Genomic DNA, 15,414 nt, shown 5'->3' with positions numbered 1-15,414 from the left:
TGACTATCGTAACGTGCCCCGATCCAGGCTCTGGAAAGCAGGTAACCATGTCCGTCTTCACCGCCCACACCGCTGAGACCGCACCCGCCGCCGCCCGTCGGCCCATCGAGGGAGTACGCGGCCGGTTCGGCTGGCTGCCCACCGCGGTGGCGCTGATAGCCAACTCGCCACAGTTGCTCACCGGCTTCCTCGCCGCCAGCGCGGGCTTTGAGCAGACCGACCTCGCCCCGCTGGAGCAGGAGGTGGTCATCCTGGCGGTCTCCACCAGTCACGAATGCCATTTCTGCGTCGCCCTGCACACCGGCAAGCTCACCCAACTCGGCGCGACCCCCGAGCTGATCACGGCGCTGCGTGCCGGCTCGGTACTGCCCGACCCGCGCCTGGAGGCGCTGCGCCGCTTCACGCTGGCCGTGCTCGACCACCGGGGCGGCGTGCCCGACGACGAGATGGACGACTTCCTGGCCGCCGGCTACCAGCCCCGGCACGCGCTGGACGTGGTGTTCGGCGTCGGCGCGTACACCATGTCCACCTTTGCCAACCGGCTCACCCGGGCACCGCTCGACCCGCCACTGGCCCCCTACGCCTGGACGCCGGCTGCCTGACCGAGGACACCCGCGGACCCTGCTCAGGTCGCCCGAAGGAAGTCGCGCAGCAGAGCGAGCATCTCGTCCGGGCGCTCCTCGTACAGCCAGTGCCCGCAGTCCTCGATCACCTCACCGCGCACGTCGTCGGCGTACCGGCGGACCTGCTCGGCGATCTGCCCGCCGAGGCTGGCCGCCGCGCCGACGGCCAGCACCGGCATCGTGAGCTTCGTGCCCCGGTACGCCGCGTTGTCAGCGATGTCCTGCTCGAACGCCCGGAAGTAGGCGAAGCTGGCCCGCAGATGTGCCGGGTCGCGCAGGTGACTCGCGAACTCCTCGATGTCCGGCGCGGCGATGCTGCCCTTGCGCACCATGAGGGCGTCGGTGAACCTGTCCACCCAGAGCGACTCCCGCCCCTTGACCAGCTCCTCCGGGAGCCCGTTGCCGAGAGAGAAGTAGCCGAAGTTCCACACCCCCGGCCCGGCCGAGGTGAGCGCGGGGAACGTGTAGATGCTCTCGTCGGGGATCGGCGCCTCGGTGAGCACCAGCCGACTCACCCGCTGCGGATGGGCGGCGGTATACGCGTACGCCACCATGGTCCCCAGGTCGTGCCCGACCAGCCGGAGGTCGCCGACCAGGCCAAGTTGGTCAAGTAGTCCGTGCAGGTCGGCTGCGGCGGTCTTCTTGTCGTAGCCGTCGGCCGGGGCGTCGCTGCCCCCGAAGCCACGCAGGTCGGGTGCGACCACGTCGAAGGAACGCCCCAACTCGGGCAGCAGGTGCCGCCACATGTACCAGCACTGGGGGTACCCGTGCAGGAGCACCAGTGGCGGGCCGCTGCCGCCCCGAACGTAGTTCATGGCGATCTGGCCGACCCGCGCCCGCTGCTCGCTGAACCCCGCCGGAACCCGCTCACCGCTCATCGCCGCCCCCGTCCGCCCGTCCGCGTTCCTGCCCGTCCGCGTCCTTGCCCGTCCGCGTCGGCTTCCCGCGGCGCGCGGTCCGCCCGCCGCCGTCCGCGTCCTGCCGGTCCGCCGCCGCTTCCCGCCGCGCCCATCCGCCGGGCTGCCGCCGTCCGCCGGGCTGCCGCCGTCCGCCGGGCTGCCGCCGTCCGCAGGGCTGCCGCCGTCCGCCGGGCTGCCGCCGTCCGCCGGGCTGCCCGGCTACCCGTTCGACCGCCTGCCATGCCTGCGAGTTCTCGGCCCTGGCCCTTGATCCACTCGGGTTTCAGGAAGTCGGGCCATCCCAGGCCATTGGACACCCCGATTTCCTGAAACCCGAGTGAATCTTGCGGCGCGGAGGGTGCGGAGGGCGCGGAAGGTGCGTGCGGCGCGGAGGGCGCGGAAGGTGCGTGCGGCGCGGAGGGTGCGTGCGGTGTCGCCCGCGCTGGCGACCGGCTGGCCGCTGGGTCCCTGGTCATCGCGAGCGTCACAGCACCCGGCTTGGGTCGCTCGGGAGTCGGTGCGGGAGACTGGGCGGTATGGCGGCTCGTGGCTTCCCGTACACCGATCTCAAGGACTTCCTCGCGGCGCTGGAGCGCGCGGGGGAGTTGCGCCGGGTCGACGTCCCGGTCGACCCCACCCTGGAGATCAGCGAGGTGGTCACCCGCACGGTGCGGGCCGGCGGGCCGGCGTTGCTCTTCGAGCGTCCGACCCGGGGCGAGATGCCGGTGGCGATCAACCTGTTCGGCACCGAGAAGCGGATGGCGATGGCCCTTGGCGTCGACTCGCTGGACGAGATCGGTGCCCGGATCGGCGCGCTGATCAAGCCTGAGCTGCCGGTCGGCTGGTCCGGCATCCGGGAGGGCCTCGGCAAGGTCATGCAGCTCAAGTCGGTGCCGCCGCGCAAGGTGAAGACCGCACCCTGCCAGGAGGTCGTCTACCGGGGTGACGACGTCGACCTGAACCGGCTGCCGGGGTTGCAGGTCTGGCCCGACGACGGCGGGATCTTCCACAACTACGGGTTGACCCACACCAAGCACCCGGAGACCGGCAAGCGCAACCTGGGCCTCTACCGCCTCCAGCAGCACGGCCGCAACACCCTGGGCATGCACTGGCAGATCCACAAGGACTCGACGGCCCACCACGCGGTCGCCGAGCGACTCGGGCAGCGTCTGCCGGTCGCGATCGCGATCGGCTGCGACCCGGTCGTCTCGTACGCGGCCAGTGCCCCACTGCCCGGCGATATCGACGAGTACCTGTTCGCCGGGTTCCTGCGCGGCGAGCGGGTGGAGATGGTCGACTGCCTCACCGTGCCGTTGCAGGTGCCGGCGCACGCGCAGATCGTGCTGGAGGGTTATCTGGAGCCCGGTGAGCGGCTGCCCGAGGGGCCGTTCGGCGACCACACCGGCTTCTACACCCCGGTCGAGCCGTTCCCCGTGCTGCACATCGAGGCGATGACCATGCAGCGCCAGCCGGTCTACCACTCGATCGTCACCTCGAAGCCGCCGCAGGAGGACCACGGGCTCGGCAAGGCCACCGAGCGGATCTTCCAGCCTCTGCTCAAGTTGATGATCCCGGACATCGTCGACTACGACCTGCCGGCCGCCGGTGTCTTCCACAACTGCGCGATCGTCTCGATCCGCAAGCGCTACCCGAAGCACGCGCAGAAGGTCATGAACGCGATCTGGGGCGCGCACCTGATGTCGCTGACCAAGCTGATCGTGATCGTCGACGAGGACTGCGACGTGCACGACTACAACGAGGTCGCCTTCCGGGCCTTCGGCAACGTCGACTACGCCCGCGACCTGCTGCTCACCGAGGGCCCGGTGGACCACCTCGACCACTCGTCGTACCAGCAGTTCTGGGGCGGCAAGGCGGGCGTCGACGCGACCCGCAAGCTGCCCACCGAGGGCTACACCCGCGGTTGGCCGGAGGAGATGAGCATGGCCCCCGAGGTCACGGCCCTGGTCGACAAGCGCTGGAAGGAGTACGGGATCTGATGGCCGCCGCAGACAACCCCCGCGATCTCGCACTTTCGGTCCCTGATTCGCCCCCTTCCGCCCCTTCTGCCCCGACGGAAAGTGCAAGAAGGCGGGAGCCGGAGCCGGAGCGGGGGCGGGTTCGGGCTTTTCTGGAGCTTGTCAAGATCGAGCACTCGGTGTTCGCGCTGCCGTTCGCGTTTCTCTCCGCGTTGACCGCGATGCAGGTCAACGGCGGGCACGTGCGTTGGTGGGACCTGCTGCTGATCACTGTGGCGATGGTCGGCGCGCGGACGTTCGCGATGGCCGCCAACCGGATCCTCGACCGGCGGATCGACGCGCGGAACCCGCGTACCGCCAACCGGGAACTGGTGACCGGCGCGGTGAGCGTGCGGACGGCCTGGACCGGCGCGGCCGTCGCGGTGGTGGTCTTCCTCGCCGCCGCCGCCCTGCTCAACCCGCTCTGCCTGGTGCTCGCGCCGCTCGCCGTGGTGCCGTTGGTCGTCTACCCCTACGCCAAGCGGTTCACCAACTGGCCGCACGCCATCCTCGGGATCGCCCAGGCGGTCGGCCCGGTAGGCGCGTGGTTGGCGGTCACCGGCACCCTGGACGGCTCCTGGCCGGCGTGGCTGCTCGGTGCCGCGGTCGGGCTGTGGATCGGCGGGTTCGACCTGATCTACGCCTGCCAGGATTCCGAGGTCGACCGGGAGATCGGCGTGCACAGCGTGCCCGCGCGCTACGGTCGCCGCTTCGCGCTGCACGCCTCCACTGTCGCGCACGTGGTGACCTTCGCGCTGTTCATCTGGTTCGGCGGGCTGATCGGCCTGGGTTGGCTCTGGTGGATCGGGCTCGCACTGACCGCTGTGGCGTTCGGCTACCAGCACCTGGTGGTCACCCCGACCGATCTCAGCAAGGTCAACCGGGCGTTCTTCACCGCCAACGGGTTCGTCGGCATCGCGCTGTTCGTCTTCGCCCTGCTCGACCTGGTGATCCGGCTCGACCTGCGGGCCTGATCCGGCTCGGCCTGCGGCTCTGAGGCGGTCCGGACGGAGGATCCCGGGGGTGCGCACCAGCGGACCGGCCGGACCAGGCAGGCTGGGGGCATGCGGGAACCATGGGTGGTCGGGGTCTCCGGGGCCTCCGGCACGCCGTACGCGGCGGCCGTCATCGCGGGCCTGCTCGACGCGGGCGAGTCGGTGGACCTGATCGTGTCCCGGGCGGCACGACTCACCGTGCTCGACGAGACCGGCCGACCGTTTCGCGACGGACACTGGGCCGAGGATCTCGCCGGCTGGCTCGACCGGGACCTGACCGGAGCGGACGTACGGCACTGGCCGGCCGGCGACCTGGCCGCCGGGCCGAGCAGCGGCTCCTACCGGGTACGCGGGATGGCCGTGGTCCCGGCCAGCACGGCAGCCTGCGCGGGAATCGCGATCGGCCTCTCCAAGGACCTGTTGCAGCGCGCCGCCGAGGTCAACCTCAAGGAACGGCGGCCGGTGGTGGTGGTCCCCCGGGAGACACCGGTGACCCGCAGTCACCTGGAGCACCTGATCGCGCTGCACGACGCCGGCGCGGTGGTGCTACCGGCCAGCCCCGGCTTCTACGGGGCGGGCGCGGCGGCCAGCGCCCAGCAGTTGGTCGACTTCGTGGCCGGCAAGGTGCTGGACGCGCTCGGCGTCCCGCACACCCTGTTCCGAAGGTGGGCCGGCCAACTCGGCGCGGCCCGGAGCTGAGCTGTCGCGCTCAACGCGCGTCATGCCACCCGGCCGGCCGAAGTGGGACGCGGACCGGACTGGTGTCCGGTCCGCGTGGTCGTTGTCCGCACCAGTTCAGTACATGCCGGCGTTGGCCGGACCCGGCCCGGTGGATGCGGCCGGCCCCACATTGCGTGGCTTTCCGACCTCGTCCACCTCGTCCAGCATGCCCTCCCCCTCAAGCAGGGCTCGCACCTCGGATTCCCGAAACCGGCGATGCCCGCCTGGAGTCCGGATGCTTCCTATCCGGCCGGCCGCCGCCCATCTCGTCACAGTCTTCGGGTCCACCCGAAACAGCGCGGCGACCTCACCCGGTGTCAGCAGGCGATCTCCAGTGTCCACAGCCCCCTCCTCGCGTCGACGAAGCCCCTGGCTGAACACACTGCCCCCGGCTGGTGCGAGCCCAGAGCCGTCATGAGGGACGTATGGCAATTACAGCACCAGGAGACTGGCCTGTCCGCCAAACGCGAAAAATGCACTGACTGGGAAGTTAGTAAATGGTACGGGCGGAACCCCTGCCTTGACTGTCGGTTTGTGAACAGTTACCCACTGCTCCGTCCAACGGATGCCGAAGGCGTCGCGTTACGCGTAACCGGTTAAGGTCACTCTCCGTGGACGCCATCGACCTGAGCCTCGTCGACCTGCTGCGCGGCAACGCCCGCCTGTCGTACGCCGAGTTGGCCCGACAGGTGGGCCTCTCGGCTCCGGCCGTACACGAGCGGGTCGGCAAGCTGGAGAGCAGCGGCGCGATCCGGGGTTACCGCGCGGACGTGGCCCCGGAGGCGATCGGGCTGGGCGTCACCGCGCTGATCGGGATCGTCGAAGACTCCGGCGCCGACAGCGACGACATGCTCGAGTCGCTGCGGGTGCTGCCCGAGATCGAGTCCTGCTACTTCATGGCCGGCGTGGAGTCGTTCCTGCTCAAGGCGCGGGTTGGCACGATCGCCGAGTTGGAGCAGCTGATCGTGCGGCTCAACCGGACCCCGGGGGTCGCCTCCACCCGCACCGCCATCGCGCTCTCCACCAAATGGGAGAACCGCCCACAGCCGGTCGGTCCACCGGCGGACTGACCGCCGCGTACCCCTGGGGTGGCCGGCCCGCGTCACAGGCGGTCCGGACCGGCGCCGACCCCCGCTGGCCTGCTTGCTACGTTTCCGGCGTGACACATCACGACCGGTGCGACGCGGCCAGCCGGACCTGGGTGACGGAGGCCATCGCCGCCGTCGAGGCGGACGCGAACCGCTCGGCCGACACCCACCTGCTGCCGTTCCCGCTGCCCCGGGAATGGGGGATCGACCTCTACCTCAAGGACGAGTCCTCCCACCCCACCGGCTCGCTGAAGCACCGGCTGGCCCGCTCGCTGTTCCTCTACGGGCTGTGCAACGGCTGGATCGGGCCACGCACCACGATCGTCGAAGCGTCGTCGGGCTCAACGGCGGTCTCCGAGGCGTACTTCGCCCGGATGCTCGGTCTGCCGTTCATCGCGGTGATGCCCGCCTCCACCTCGCCCGAGAAGATCGCGCAGATCGAGTTCCAGGGCGGCCGGTGCCACCTGGTGGACGACCCCGCGACAGTGGTGGTCGAGGCGCGCTGGCTCGCGGAGGACTCCGGCGGGCACTTCATGGACCAGTTCACCTACGCCGAGCGGGCGACCGACTGGCGGGGCAACAACAACATCGCCGAGTCGATCTACGCGCAGTTGGAGCTGGAGCGGCACCCCATCCCGGCCTGGGTCGTGGTGGGCGCCGGCACCGGGGGCACCAGCGCGACAATCGGCCGGTACGCCAGGTACCGCCGGCTCGCCACCAAGCTCTGCGTCGTCGACCCGGAGAACTCGGCGTTCTATCCGGCCTGGTTGGCCGCCGACTGGTCGGTGCGTACCGGAAAGGGGTCCCGGATCGAGGGGATCGGCCGGCCCAGCGTGGAGGCGTCCTTCCTGCCCTCGGTGGTGGACCGGATGGTCCAGGTGCCGGACGCGGCGTCACTGGCCGCGATGCGCGCCGGGTCGGCGGTGCTCGGGCGTCGCGTGGGCGGCTCCACCGGCACCAACCTGTGGGGCGCGTTCGGCCTGATCGCCGGGATGCTCGCCGAGGGCCGGACCGGCTCGGTGGTCACCCTGATCTGCGATCCCGGTGACCGGTACGCCGACACCTACTACTCCGACGACTGGGTGACCGCCCAGGGCCTCGACCTGACGCCACACCTGGCCACTGTCGGACGCTTCCTGAGCAGCGGCACCTGGCCCGCCTGAGCGCCGGTCAGCGCGGGTCGATCCGTTCGGCCAGCCCGGGGTAACGCACCACGTAGCCGCTGTCGTCCAGGTCGATGTCGGCGGTGAAGGTGCCGCTGGCGAACCGCACCCGACCCGGCCCGAGCCCGGTGTAGATCTGCTCGGCCGGCACCACCTCCAGGCCGGGCAGCAGCACCCAGGCGACGGTGATCCGATGCGCCACGTCGGCCGGCTCGGCCGCCATCCGGAGCCGGTGGACCGGCAGCGTGTTGAACAGCGGCGAGCCGCTCAGGTCGACGTCGAGCGCGTCGGCCAGCCGGTCCGGATCATCGGTGCCCGGCAGACCGGCCCGGGGATGACCGGCCGCGACCAGCGCGGCGTCGAGGTCGCCCTGCTCGGCGGTCGTCACCCGCCACCGGCCCGCGGCACGCTCCAGCGTCACCCGGCGCAGCCAGCCGAGCCCTTCGGCCTCGACCTCGACCCGGGTGGTGGCCCAGTCCGGCGTGGTGGTCAGCTGGTAGCGGGCGGTCCAGGGGATCGGGTCCACGGCGAGCAGGGTGCCCCGGGCCGCCAACCCGTGGCCGTCGTCGAGCAGCACCTGCTCGCTGCCGGCGGTGTCCGTCCGGGACCAGAAGATCGACTTCGGCATGGTCGGCATGAGCCGGACGTTACGCGACCGGGCCGACATCGGCAGGGCATGCGCGAACGCCGCCGCGAAGCATGGGCTTCGCGACGGCGTTCGGTGGATCAATCAGTGGGTACGCGCTGGCGGCCGCCCGCCGAAACCGCGCCGGTCGTCACGCGGGCGCTCGTCCCGCGGCCGGTCGTCCCGACCACGGCTCTCCGGGCGGAAACCACCGCGTGTGTCCCGGTCACCGAAGCGCCGCTCACCGGTTGGCCGGTCACCCCGGCCGTCCCGGTCACCGAACTGCGGCCGGTCACCGAACCGGCGCTCGCCCTGCGGACGGTCACCGTAGCCCCGGGTGTCCCGGTCGGCGAAGCGCCGCTCACCGGTCGGCCGGTCACCGTAGCGGCGCTCGCCCTGCGGCCGGTCACCGTACTGGCGGTCGCCCTGCGGACGGTCGCCGTAGCCCCGGGTGTCCCGGTCGGCGTAGCGGCGCTCGCCGGTCGGGCGGTCGCTGTGGCCTCGGTCGCCGGTCGGGCGGTCGCTGTGGCCCCGGTCGCCGGTCGGCCGGTCGGCGTAGCGCCGCTCGCCGGTCGGCCGGTCGCCGTAGCCCCGGTCGCCGGTCGGGCGGTCGCCGTAGCGGCGCTCGCCCTGGGGACGGTCGCTGTAACGCCGCTCGCCGGTGGGTCGGTCGCCGTAGCGGCGCTCGCCGCCCGTGCGGTCGCCAAACCGGCGCGGGCCTCCGGACCGGTCGTCGAATCGACGCGAACCGCCAGAGCGGTCACCAAAGCCCCGCGACTCCGCCTCGACGCGAACCGGGACGCCGCTGGGCTCACGGGCGCCGACCAGCTCGGCCAGTGCCGCGTCGCCGACCCGCACCCGGGTCTCGGCCGGCGCGACGCCGGCCTTCTCCATCATCGCCAGGGTGGTGCGGCGCTGCTTGGGCAGCACCAGCGTGGCGACCGCGCCGGACTCGCCCGCACGGGCCGTGCGCCCCGCGCGGTGCAGGTAGTCCTTCGGGTCCTTCGGCGGGTCGACGTGCAGCACCAGGGTGACCCCGTCGACGTGGATGCCCCGAGCCGCCACGTCCGTGGCGACAAGCACGTTCATCCGGCCCTCACGGAACTCGGCCAACGTCTTGGTACGCATCCGCTGGGTCTTGCCGCCGTGCAGCCCGCCGGCGCGGACGCCGACCGCCGCGAGTTGCTCGACCAGCCGGTCCACCCCGAGCTGGGTACGGGCGAAGACCATTGTCCGGCCGTCCCGGGCGGCGATCGAGGCCGCCACCGGGAACTTCTCGTGCGGCGGAATCAACAGCATGTGGTGGTCCATGGTGGACACCGACGCGGTGGACGGTGCCGTGGAGTGGGTCACCGGGTCGGTCATGAACCGCTTGACCAACGCGTCGACGTCACCGTCCAGGGTGGCCGAGAAGAGCAGCCGCTGGCCGTTCGCGGGAGTCTTCGCCAGCAGGTCGGTCACCTCGGGCAGGAAGCCCATGTCGGCCATCTGGTCGGCCTCGTCGAGCACCGTGACCTCGACATCGTCGAGCTGGCAGATGCCCCGCTCGATCAGGTCGCCGAGCCGGCCCGGGGTGGCCACGATGATCTCCACGCCGCGGCGCAGAGCGTCGATCTGACGGTCGTACGGAACACCACCGACGGCGGTCTTCAGGAAGATGCCGACGGACTTGCCCAGCGGCACCAGTGCGTCGTTGACCTGCATGGCCAGCTCGCGGGTGGGGACCAGGACCAGGGCGCGCGGACGCATCGGCCGGGCCCGGTTGCGGGTGGCCAGCCGGGCGATCATCGGCAGACCGAAGGCGAGCGTCTTGCCCGAACCGGTCTGCCCGCGGCCCAGCACGTCGCGGCCGGCCAGCGCGTCCGGCACGGTGGCCCGCTGAATCTCGAACGGGCTGGTGATGCCCTGCTGCGCCAGCGCGCGGACCAGCGGCTCGGGCAGGCCGAGGGACGCGAAGCTGATCGGATCGGCGGTCGCCGTCGGGGCCGGCTCAGCCGGCTCGGCGGCGGTGTCGACCGGCGCGGTGCCGGTCTCGCTCGGGGAGGTGTCGAGCTGCTCCCGGGCGATGTCGGTCGTCGGGGCCGGGTGGGAAACGGACGGAACAGTGCTGGGGTCAGCAGAGGTGGTCAACAAAAGCCTTTCGAGCGGGGCGCATCTTCGCGATGGCCTGCCGCGGCTGTGCCGCCGGATCGCCCGCAAGACCGCCCAGGGGCGCGCACCACGCGCGCCGGGTCAGTGATCTCCACCAGTGTACGGCGAACCGGCGAAGCCGCCAGCCGGTTGCCGGACGGTAGTGGGCGGACTCACCATCGTTCCCACCCGGCGACTCACCCCTTGAGCACGCTGCCCACCAGACCGTCCAGGGCGTCACCGGCGAGCAGTACGACCATGACGCTGATCGCCACCAGCAGCCCCAGAGCGGCGGCGAGGACGATCATCACCCGGGTGTTTCGGGACCGTTCGGCCGGAGTGTCCGCCCAGCCCTGGGCCAGGATGTGCCCGGTCAGCGACCCGGAATTCTCCACCGCGTTGGCGGGCATCGCGATCGTGGTGAAGCCCGGCCCGTCGCCGCTGCCGTAGACGGTGCCGGCCAGGTCGGAGCCGCCGTCGTGCCGCCCTGCGCCGGCATTGCCCGCGCCCCGTGCGACGAAGCCGCCGTCGTGCCGTCCTCCGTCGGTGCTGCCCGCCCGTTGTCCGGCCGAGCCCGCCGAAGGGCTGCCCGTGGACCCGGTCCCTCGCGAGTTTCCGTTGCCACTCCCGCCCGACTGGGGAGCGCCGGTGGTGGACGGCGGCCAGGTCGGCAGGGCCGGTGCCGGTACCACCGGCGGCGCGGAGACGGGTGCGCCGGCCCACCCGTCCCGGGATGTCGGGTGTGTCGTAGAGGCGGTGGACGGCCATCCGGCTGGCGTTGCGGAAACCGACGCGCTGGGTCGTACGCCGGGCGTGTCGATCATGGCCGGCGGTGGCGGAAACGGCGGTGCCGGCATCGGGCCGGGCGGACCCGGTGGCGCGGGCACGGGCGGACCGGGCGGCGGCAGGGGCGGGCTCGGGATGGGCGGTGCCGGCGGGCCCGGGATGGGTGGCATCGGCGGGGGCGGCGGGGTCGGGGGACCCGGAACGGGCGGAACCGGACCGGGTGACGGCGTGGGTCGGGGCCCAGGCGTCGGCATCGGCTCGGGCGGGAACGGGCCCGGGGCTGGCGCGGGCTCCGGCTCGGGAGGCGACGGCTGGGTTGGCCCGGGGCCGGGTGGCGTGGGTGTCGGCTCCGGAGCCGACGGTGCCGACGGCCGGGCCGGCTCGGGTTCCGGGTCGGATGATTCGGGACGCACCGGCGCGGCTCGGTATACGGCCGGCGTGCTGCGGGCTTCCGGGGCACCCATGGCACCGGGCGTGGCCCGGCTGCTGTCGGGAACCGTGGCGCTGGCCCGGCTGCTGCCGGGAACCGTGGCGCTGGCCCGGGCGGTCTTGGTCGAGTCGTTGCGTTGCCCAGGCACCGAGACCCCGGCGGAACCGGCCGAGCCGCCGGAGCTGGCCGAGCTGACAGAGTTGGCCGAGCCGGCGGAGTTGGCCGAGCCGGCGGAGCTGGCGGCACCGGCCGGGCTGGCGGCACCGGCCGGGCTGGCGGCACCGGCCGAGCTGGCGGCACCGGCCGCACGGTAGGTGGTTGCGGTGACCGGGGCGCTGGCCGGCAGGTCACTGCGGAGAGCCCCGGCGGTCGCGACGCTGGCCCGGGCCCGGACGGGTTTGGCAGCCTGGTTCGGGAGATCCCCGGCGGGTGCCGACTGGCCGGCGCTCGGGCCGGTGACCGCGGCCTGTCCGGCACCCAAGTTGGTGACTGCTGGCTGCCCGGAGGGCGGGTCTGTGGCGTCCGGCTGCCCGGAGTGCGGGCCGGGGACGTCCGCGGCGACGCTGCCGCTGTCGAGAGCAGCGTCGCCGGTGGAGGAGTCGCCACCAGCGGCGGCGGAGACGCCGCCGGAGACCGGGCCGGCGTGAGCAGTGGCCGGGCCGGCGTTACGAGTGGCCAGGTCAGCGTCAGGGGTAGCCGGACTGGCGTCAGTGCTGCCCGGGGCGGCGTGAGCAGTGGCCAGGCCGGCGTCACGAGTGGCTGCGGGGGCGTCGGTGCTGGACGCCGGGTCGGCGGTGCCCGGCCCTGCCGGGTCGGGTTGGTCGACCACGGGGTCGACAGTCTCCGCCGGATCACTCTGCTCGGCCATCTCCGCCCTCCGTGCCATGCTCGCACCCGAACCCGTGACGTCGAGTCGGATGTGCCTGGTTGTCACGGTGCCACAGATCTTCCCGAGCGGACAGCCGGAGCCGGTCGTGGCGGATCAACCGGTGGCGCTGGGGCTGCCCGGCGAGCTGCCGCTGCCCGTCACGCTCGTGCTGGCCTTCGGTGTGGTCGTCGGGCTGGTGCCCGGCGCGCTGGTCGGCGCCGAGGGCAGGGTCGTCGGCGTGTTGTCGGGGGTCGGAGGCGGCGACGCGCTCTGGGTCGGCGTCGGCGACGGCGTGGGCGTCGCGCTGCCGGTGGGCGTCGGGGTGGCCGACTCCGTCGGCTTCGTGGTCGGCTTGGTGGTGGGCGTCGGCTTGGTGCTCGGCGTCGGCTTGGGCGTCGGCTTCGTGGTGGGCGGCGTGACCGGCGGGGGCGGAACGGTCACGACCGGTGCCGGCACCGCGCCGATCACCCGGGTCGCGGCATACAGCCGAGACCAGCTGACCACGGAGATCTTGACGACATCGCCGGTGGTGGGCGCCTGCACCATCTTGCCGTTGCCGATGTACATGGCGACGTGGTGGATCGTCGTCCAGCTGCTGCCGGAAGCGAAGAAGAGCAGGTCGCCGGGGAGCAGCGCGCTCTGCGGCACGGTCCGGCCGCGGGTGGCGGCGTACTGGTCGCGGGAGACCCGCGGCAGGTCGAAGTAGTCGGCGCCCGGGGACCGGTACGCCGCCCACATCAGACCGGAGCAGTCGAACTGGTTCGGACCCTCCTCGGACCACTTGTACGGGTCGCCGAGCTGGGCCAGCGCGTAGCGGACCGCGGCCATCGCCCGGGGGTGCGCGGCCATCCCGCTGACGTTCTGGTTGGTGACGTAGCCGGCACCGTACTGCTGCTCGGTGGCCTCCTGCTGGCGTTCGATCTCGATCAGCTGGGCGGAGTTGTCCCGGCGCAGCTTGAGCAGACCCGCCTCGGCCGTGCGGAGTGCCGTCTCGCCCGTGGTGAACTCCGCCTCGGCGGCGGTGAGCAGCTCCTTGGCCTCGGTGTGTTTCTGGTAGGCGGCCTGCTCGGCGGCACGGGCGCGGGCCAACTCTCCGGCCACCCCGGTGGTGCCGCCGTCGACCTTCTCGCCGCGGGTGATCTGCTGCAGGCGGCTCAGCCCGCGAAGATCCTGGGCGAAATCGCCGGGCGGCAGTGCGGCGTCCGCCTTGACGGCGTCCGCGGCGGCCGCGTCGGCGGCCTGCTGGGCTTGGAGCAGGGCGTCCTGCGTGGTCGCGAGCGCCTTGCCGGCGGTGTCGAGCTGGGCCTGCGCGTCTGTGCGTTTCTGGCGGCTCTTCAGCAGCGTCTCGCCGAGCGTGCCGACCTGGGTCTGGGCGGCGTAGATCTGGGCGGCCAGCGGGCCGGTGCCGATGGCGCCCAGCGGAGGCGACGGCACACCGCCGAGGGGCGGGCCGCCGGGCAGTTGGGGTGCGCCGACGGCCGGCGGGCGGGCGCCGGTGTCCGGGATCGTCGTGGGTATTGCCGGATCGGCGTACGCGGGGGTGGCCATTACGGCGGCGGCGATCGCGCCGAGCAGGGCGGCCCAGAGCTTCGGACGCAGCACTGGCGAGATCACCGGGCTCCGTCGTCGCTGCCGTCGCCCGCGCCCGCTGTAGACCATTCCGCTCCCCGTCCGACTGCTCGTCGCCGCGCTCGGTGGGCGCGGCCGTCGGGACGGTACCAGTGTGTGTGTCCCGCCCCACCTTTGTTACTACCCCACCCTGGGACCGATGTCGATGCGTGGCCGGGTTACGGGAGGCTGAGAGTTCGGTGAAGTGGGTCGCTGTCGCCGACCGTGCCGCCGCGGTGCTCGGCCCTCCGACGTACGCTCGATCCGACCGCAGGTGGAAGGGACGTGCCATGGACGCCGGACTCAAGCGTGAGCTCGAAGCGAAGGTGTACGCCGGTGAGCGGCTGACCCGCGAGGACGGGGTCGCCCTCTACGAGAGCGACGACCTGACCTGGTTGGGGCGGCTCGCCCACCACAAGCGCACCGAGCTCAACGGCGACCGGGTGATGTTCAACGTCAACCGGCACCTCAACCTGACGAACGTCTGCTCGGCGTCCTGTGCGTACTGCTCGTTCCAGCGCAAGCCGGGCGAGAAGGACGCGTACACGATGCGCATCGACGAGGCGGTCCGCAAGGCCAAGGAGATGGAGGACGAGCAGCTCACCGAGTTGCACATCGTCAACGGCCTGCACCCCACGCTGCCCTGGCGCTACTACCCGAAGGTGCTGCGCGAGCTGAAGGCGGCGCTGCCCAACGTCAAGCTCAAGTGCTTCACGGCGACCGAGGTGCAGTGGTTCGAGAAGATCAGCGGCCTGAGCGCCGACGAGATCCTCGACGAACTGATGGACGCCGGCCTGGAGTCGCTGACCGGCGGTGGCGCGGAGATCTTCGACTGGGAGGTCCGGCAGCACATCGTGGACCACGCCTGCCACTGGGAGGACTGGTCGCGCATCCACGCCCTGGCGCACAGCAAGGGCATGAAGACCCCGGCGACCATGCTGTACGGCCACATCGAGGAGCCCCGGCACCGGGTCGACCACGTGTTGCGGCTGCGTGAGTTGCAGGACGAGACCGGCGGCTTCGCGGTCTTCATCCCGCTGCGCTACCAGCACGACTTCGTGGACTCGGCGGACGGCAAGATCCGTAACCGGATCCAGGCGCGCACCACGATGGCCTCGCCGGCCGAGTCGCTGAAGACGTTCGCCGTGTCCCGGCTGCTCTTCGACAACGTGCCGCACCTGAAGAACTTCTGGGTGATGCACGGTCTCTCGGTGGCCCAGCTCTCGCTGAACTTCGGCGTGGACGACCTGGACGGCTCGGTCGTCGAATACAAGATCACGCACGACGCCGACTCGTACGGCACCCCGAACACCATGCACCGCGACGACCTGCTGCACCTGATCTGGGACGCCGGCTTCCAGCCGGTCGAGCGGGACACCCGTTACAACGTGGTCCGGGAGTACGACAAGGCCCCGTCGCTGGCCGAGCGCCGCGCCGAGCCGCAGCAGGTCTGGGCCTGAGCCG

Annotated in this window: 14 protein-coding genes; 8 read left to right on the top strand and 6 right to left on the bottom strand. The window is 72.1% G+C overall.

Going from position 1 to position 15,414, the window contains the following annotated elements:
* Positions 1-47: 47 nt before the first annotated feature.
* The gene (locus AB0B57_RS13585; protein WP_357068720.1) at positions 48-602 is read left to right on the top strand and encodes a carboxymuconolactone decarboxylase family protein; all 555 of its coding nucleotides are present in this window, start codon (positions 48-50) and stop codon (positions 600-602) included.
* A gap of 23 nt (positions 603-625) precedes the next feature.
* Here the strand turns inward: AB0B57_RS13585 and AB0B57_RS13580 are convergent, their stop codons facing one another.
* Complete coding sequence (locus tag AB0B57_RS13580; RefSeq protein WP_357068717.1) at positions 626-1,501, bottom strand: alpha/beta hydrolase; 876 nt, start codon at positions 1,499-1,501, stop codon at positions 626-628.
* Between the two features lie 557 nt (positions 1,502-2,058).
* Between AB0B57_RS13580 and AB0B57_RS13575 the strand changes: the two genes are divergently transcribed.
* From AB0B57_RS13575 to AB0B57_RS13565, 3 genes are all read left to right on the top strand, one after another.
* Entirely contained in the window at positions 2,059-3,519 is a 1,461-nt protein-coding gene (locus AB0B57_RS13575) for a menaquinone biosynthesis decarboxylase (RefSeq protein WP_357068715.1), read from the top strand.
* Entirely contained in the window at positions 3,519-4,511 is a 993-nt protein-coding gene (mqnP, locus tag AB0B57_RS13570; protein ID WP_357068713.1) for a menaquinone biosynthesis prenyltransferase MqnP, read from the top strand. Before AB0B57_RS13575 ends, mqnP begins: the two co-directional genes overlap by 1 nt.
* 90 nt (positions 4,512-4,601) lie before the next feature.
* Positions 4,602-5,231 carry a UbiX family flavin prenyltransferase gene (locus tag AB0B57_RS13565; protein WP_357068711.1) on the top strand — a complete coding sequence of 210 codons (630 nt, stop codon included), beginning with the start codon at positions 4,602-4,604 and terminating at the stop codon, positions 5,229-5,231.
* Positions 5,232-5,327: 96 nt separating this feature from the next.
* Here the strand turns inward: AB0B57_RS13565 and AB0B57_RS13560 are convergent, their stop codons facing one another.
* A complete protein-coding gene (locus AB0B57_RS13560) occupies positions 5,328-5,594 on the bottom strand; it encodes a BldC family transcriptional regulator (RefSeq protein ID WP_007454516.1) in 267 nt (88 codons plus the stop codon).
* Positions 5,595-5,863: 269 nt separating this feature from the next.
* On the opposite strand from AB0B57_RS13560, the gene AB0B57_RS13555 reads away from it, so the two are divergent.
* Positions 5,864-6,322 carry an Lrp/AsnC family transcriptional regulator gene (locus AB0B57_RS13555; RefSeq protein WP_357068708.1) on the top strand — a complete coding sequence of 153 codons (459 nt, stop codon included), beginning with the start codon at positions 5,864-5,866 and terminating at the stop codon, positions 6,320-6,322.
* 89 nt (positions 6,323-6,411) lie between these two features.
* Positions 6,412-7,503 (top strand): PLP-dependent cysteine synthase family protein, encoded by a 1,092-nt coding sequence (locus AB0B57_RS13550; RefSeq protein ID WP_357068706.1) that lies wholly within the window; start codon positions 6,412-6,414, stop codon positions 7,501-7,503.
* Positions 7,504-7,510: 7 nt separating this feature from the next.
* On the opposite strand, the gene AB0B57_RS13545 is transcribed toward AB0B57_RS13550, so the two are convergent.
* The 3 genes from AB0B57_RS13545 to AB0B57_RS13535 all read right to left on the bottom strand — a co-directional run bounded on the left by AB0B57_RS13545 (position 7,511) and on the right by AB0B57_RS13535 (position 10,950).
* Positions 7,511-8,131 carry a putative glycolipid-binding domain-containing protein gene (locus AB0B57_RS13545; protein WP_210821509.1) on the bottom strand — a complete coding sequence of 207 codons (621 nt, stop codon included), beginning with the start codon at positions 8,129-8,131 and terminating at the stop codon, positions 7,511-7,513.
* A 102-nt stretch (positions 8,132-8,233) separates the two neighbouring features.
* The gene (locus AB0B57_RS13540; protein WP_357068959.1) at positions 8,234-10,090 is read right to left on the bottom strand and encodes a DEAD/DEAH box helicase; all 1,857 of its coding nucleotides are present in this window, start codon (positions 10,088-10,090) and stop codon (positions 8,234-8,236) included.
* A 365-nt stretch (positions 10,091-10,455) separates the two neighbouring features.
* A complete protein-coding gene (locus tag AB0B57_RS13535) occupies positions 10,456-10,950 on the bottom strand; it encodes a hypothetical protein (protein WP_357068704.1) in 495 nt (164 codons plus the stop codon).
* A gap of 532 nt (positions 10,951-11,482) precedes the next feature.
* On the opposite strand from AB0B57_RS13535, the gene AB0B57_RS13530 reads away from it, so the two are divergent.
* Positions 11,483-11,788: a hypothetical protein gene (locus AB0B57_RS13530; protein ID WP_357068702.1), complete on the top strand. Its 306-nt coding sequence runs from the start codon at positions 11,483-11,485 to the stop codon at positions 11,786-11,788.
* Positions 11,789-12,456: 668 nt separating this feature from the next.
* On the opposite strand, the gene AB0B57_RS13525 is transcribed toward AB0B57_RS13530, so the two are convergent.
* Positions 12,457-14,001 carry a C40 family peptidase gene (locus AB0B57_RS13525; RefSeq protein ID WP_357068700.1) on the bottom strand — a complete coding sequence of 515 codons (1,545 nt, stop codon included), beginning with the start codon at positions 13,999-14,001 and terminating at the stop codon, positions 12,457-12,459.
* Positions 14,002-14,240: 239 nt separating this feature from the next.
* Here AB0B57_RS13525 and mqnE point away from each other — a divergent pair, with 239 nt between their 5' ends.
* Positions 14,241-15,410 (top strand): aminofutalosine synthase MqnE, encoded by a 1,170-nt coding sequence (gene mqnE / locus AB0B57_RS13520; RefSeq protein ID WP_124815231.1) that lies wholly within the window; start codon positions 14,241-14,243, stop codon positions 15,408-15,410.
* The last annotated feature ends 4 nt before the right edge of the window (positions 15,411-15,414 follow it).

The sequence above is a fragment of the Micromonospora sp. NPDC049101 genome (genome assembly GCF_040648675.1).
Taxonomy (GTDB): domain Bacteria; phylum Actinomycetota; class Actinomycetes; order Mycobacteriales; family Micromonosporaceae; genus Micromonospora.
The sequence above is the reverse complement of the archived record's forward strand: the minus strand, read 5'-3'. Positions and strand labels throughout refer to the sequence as shown.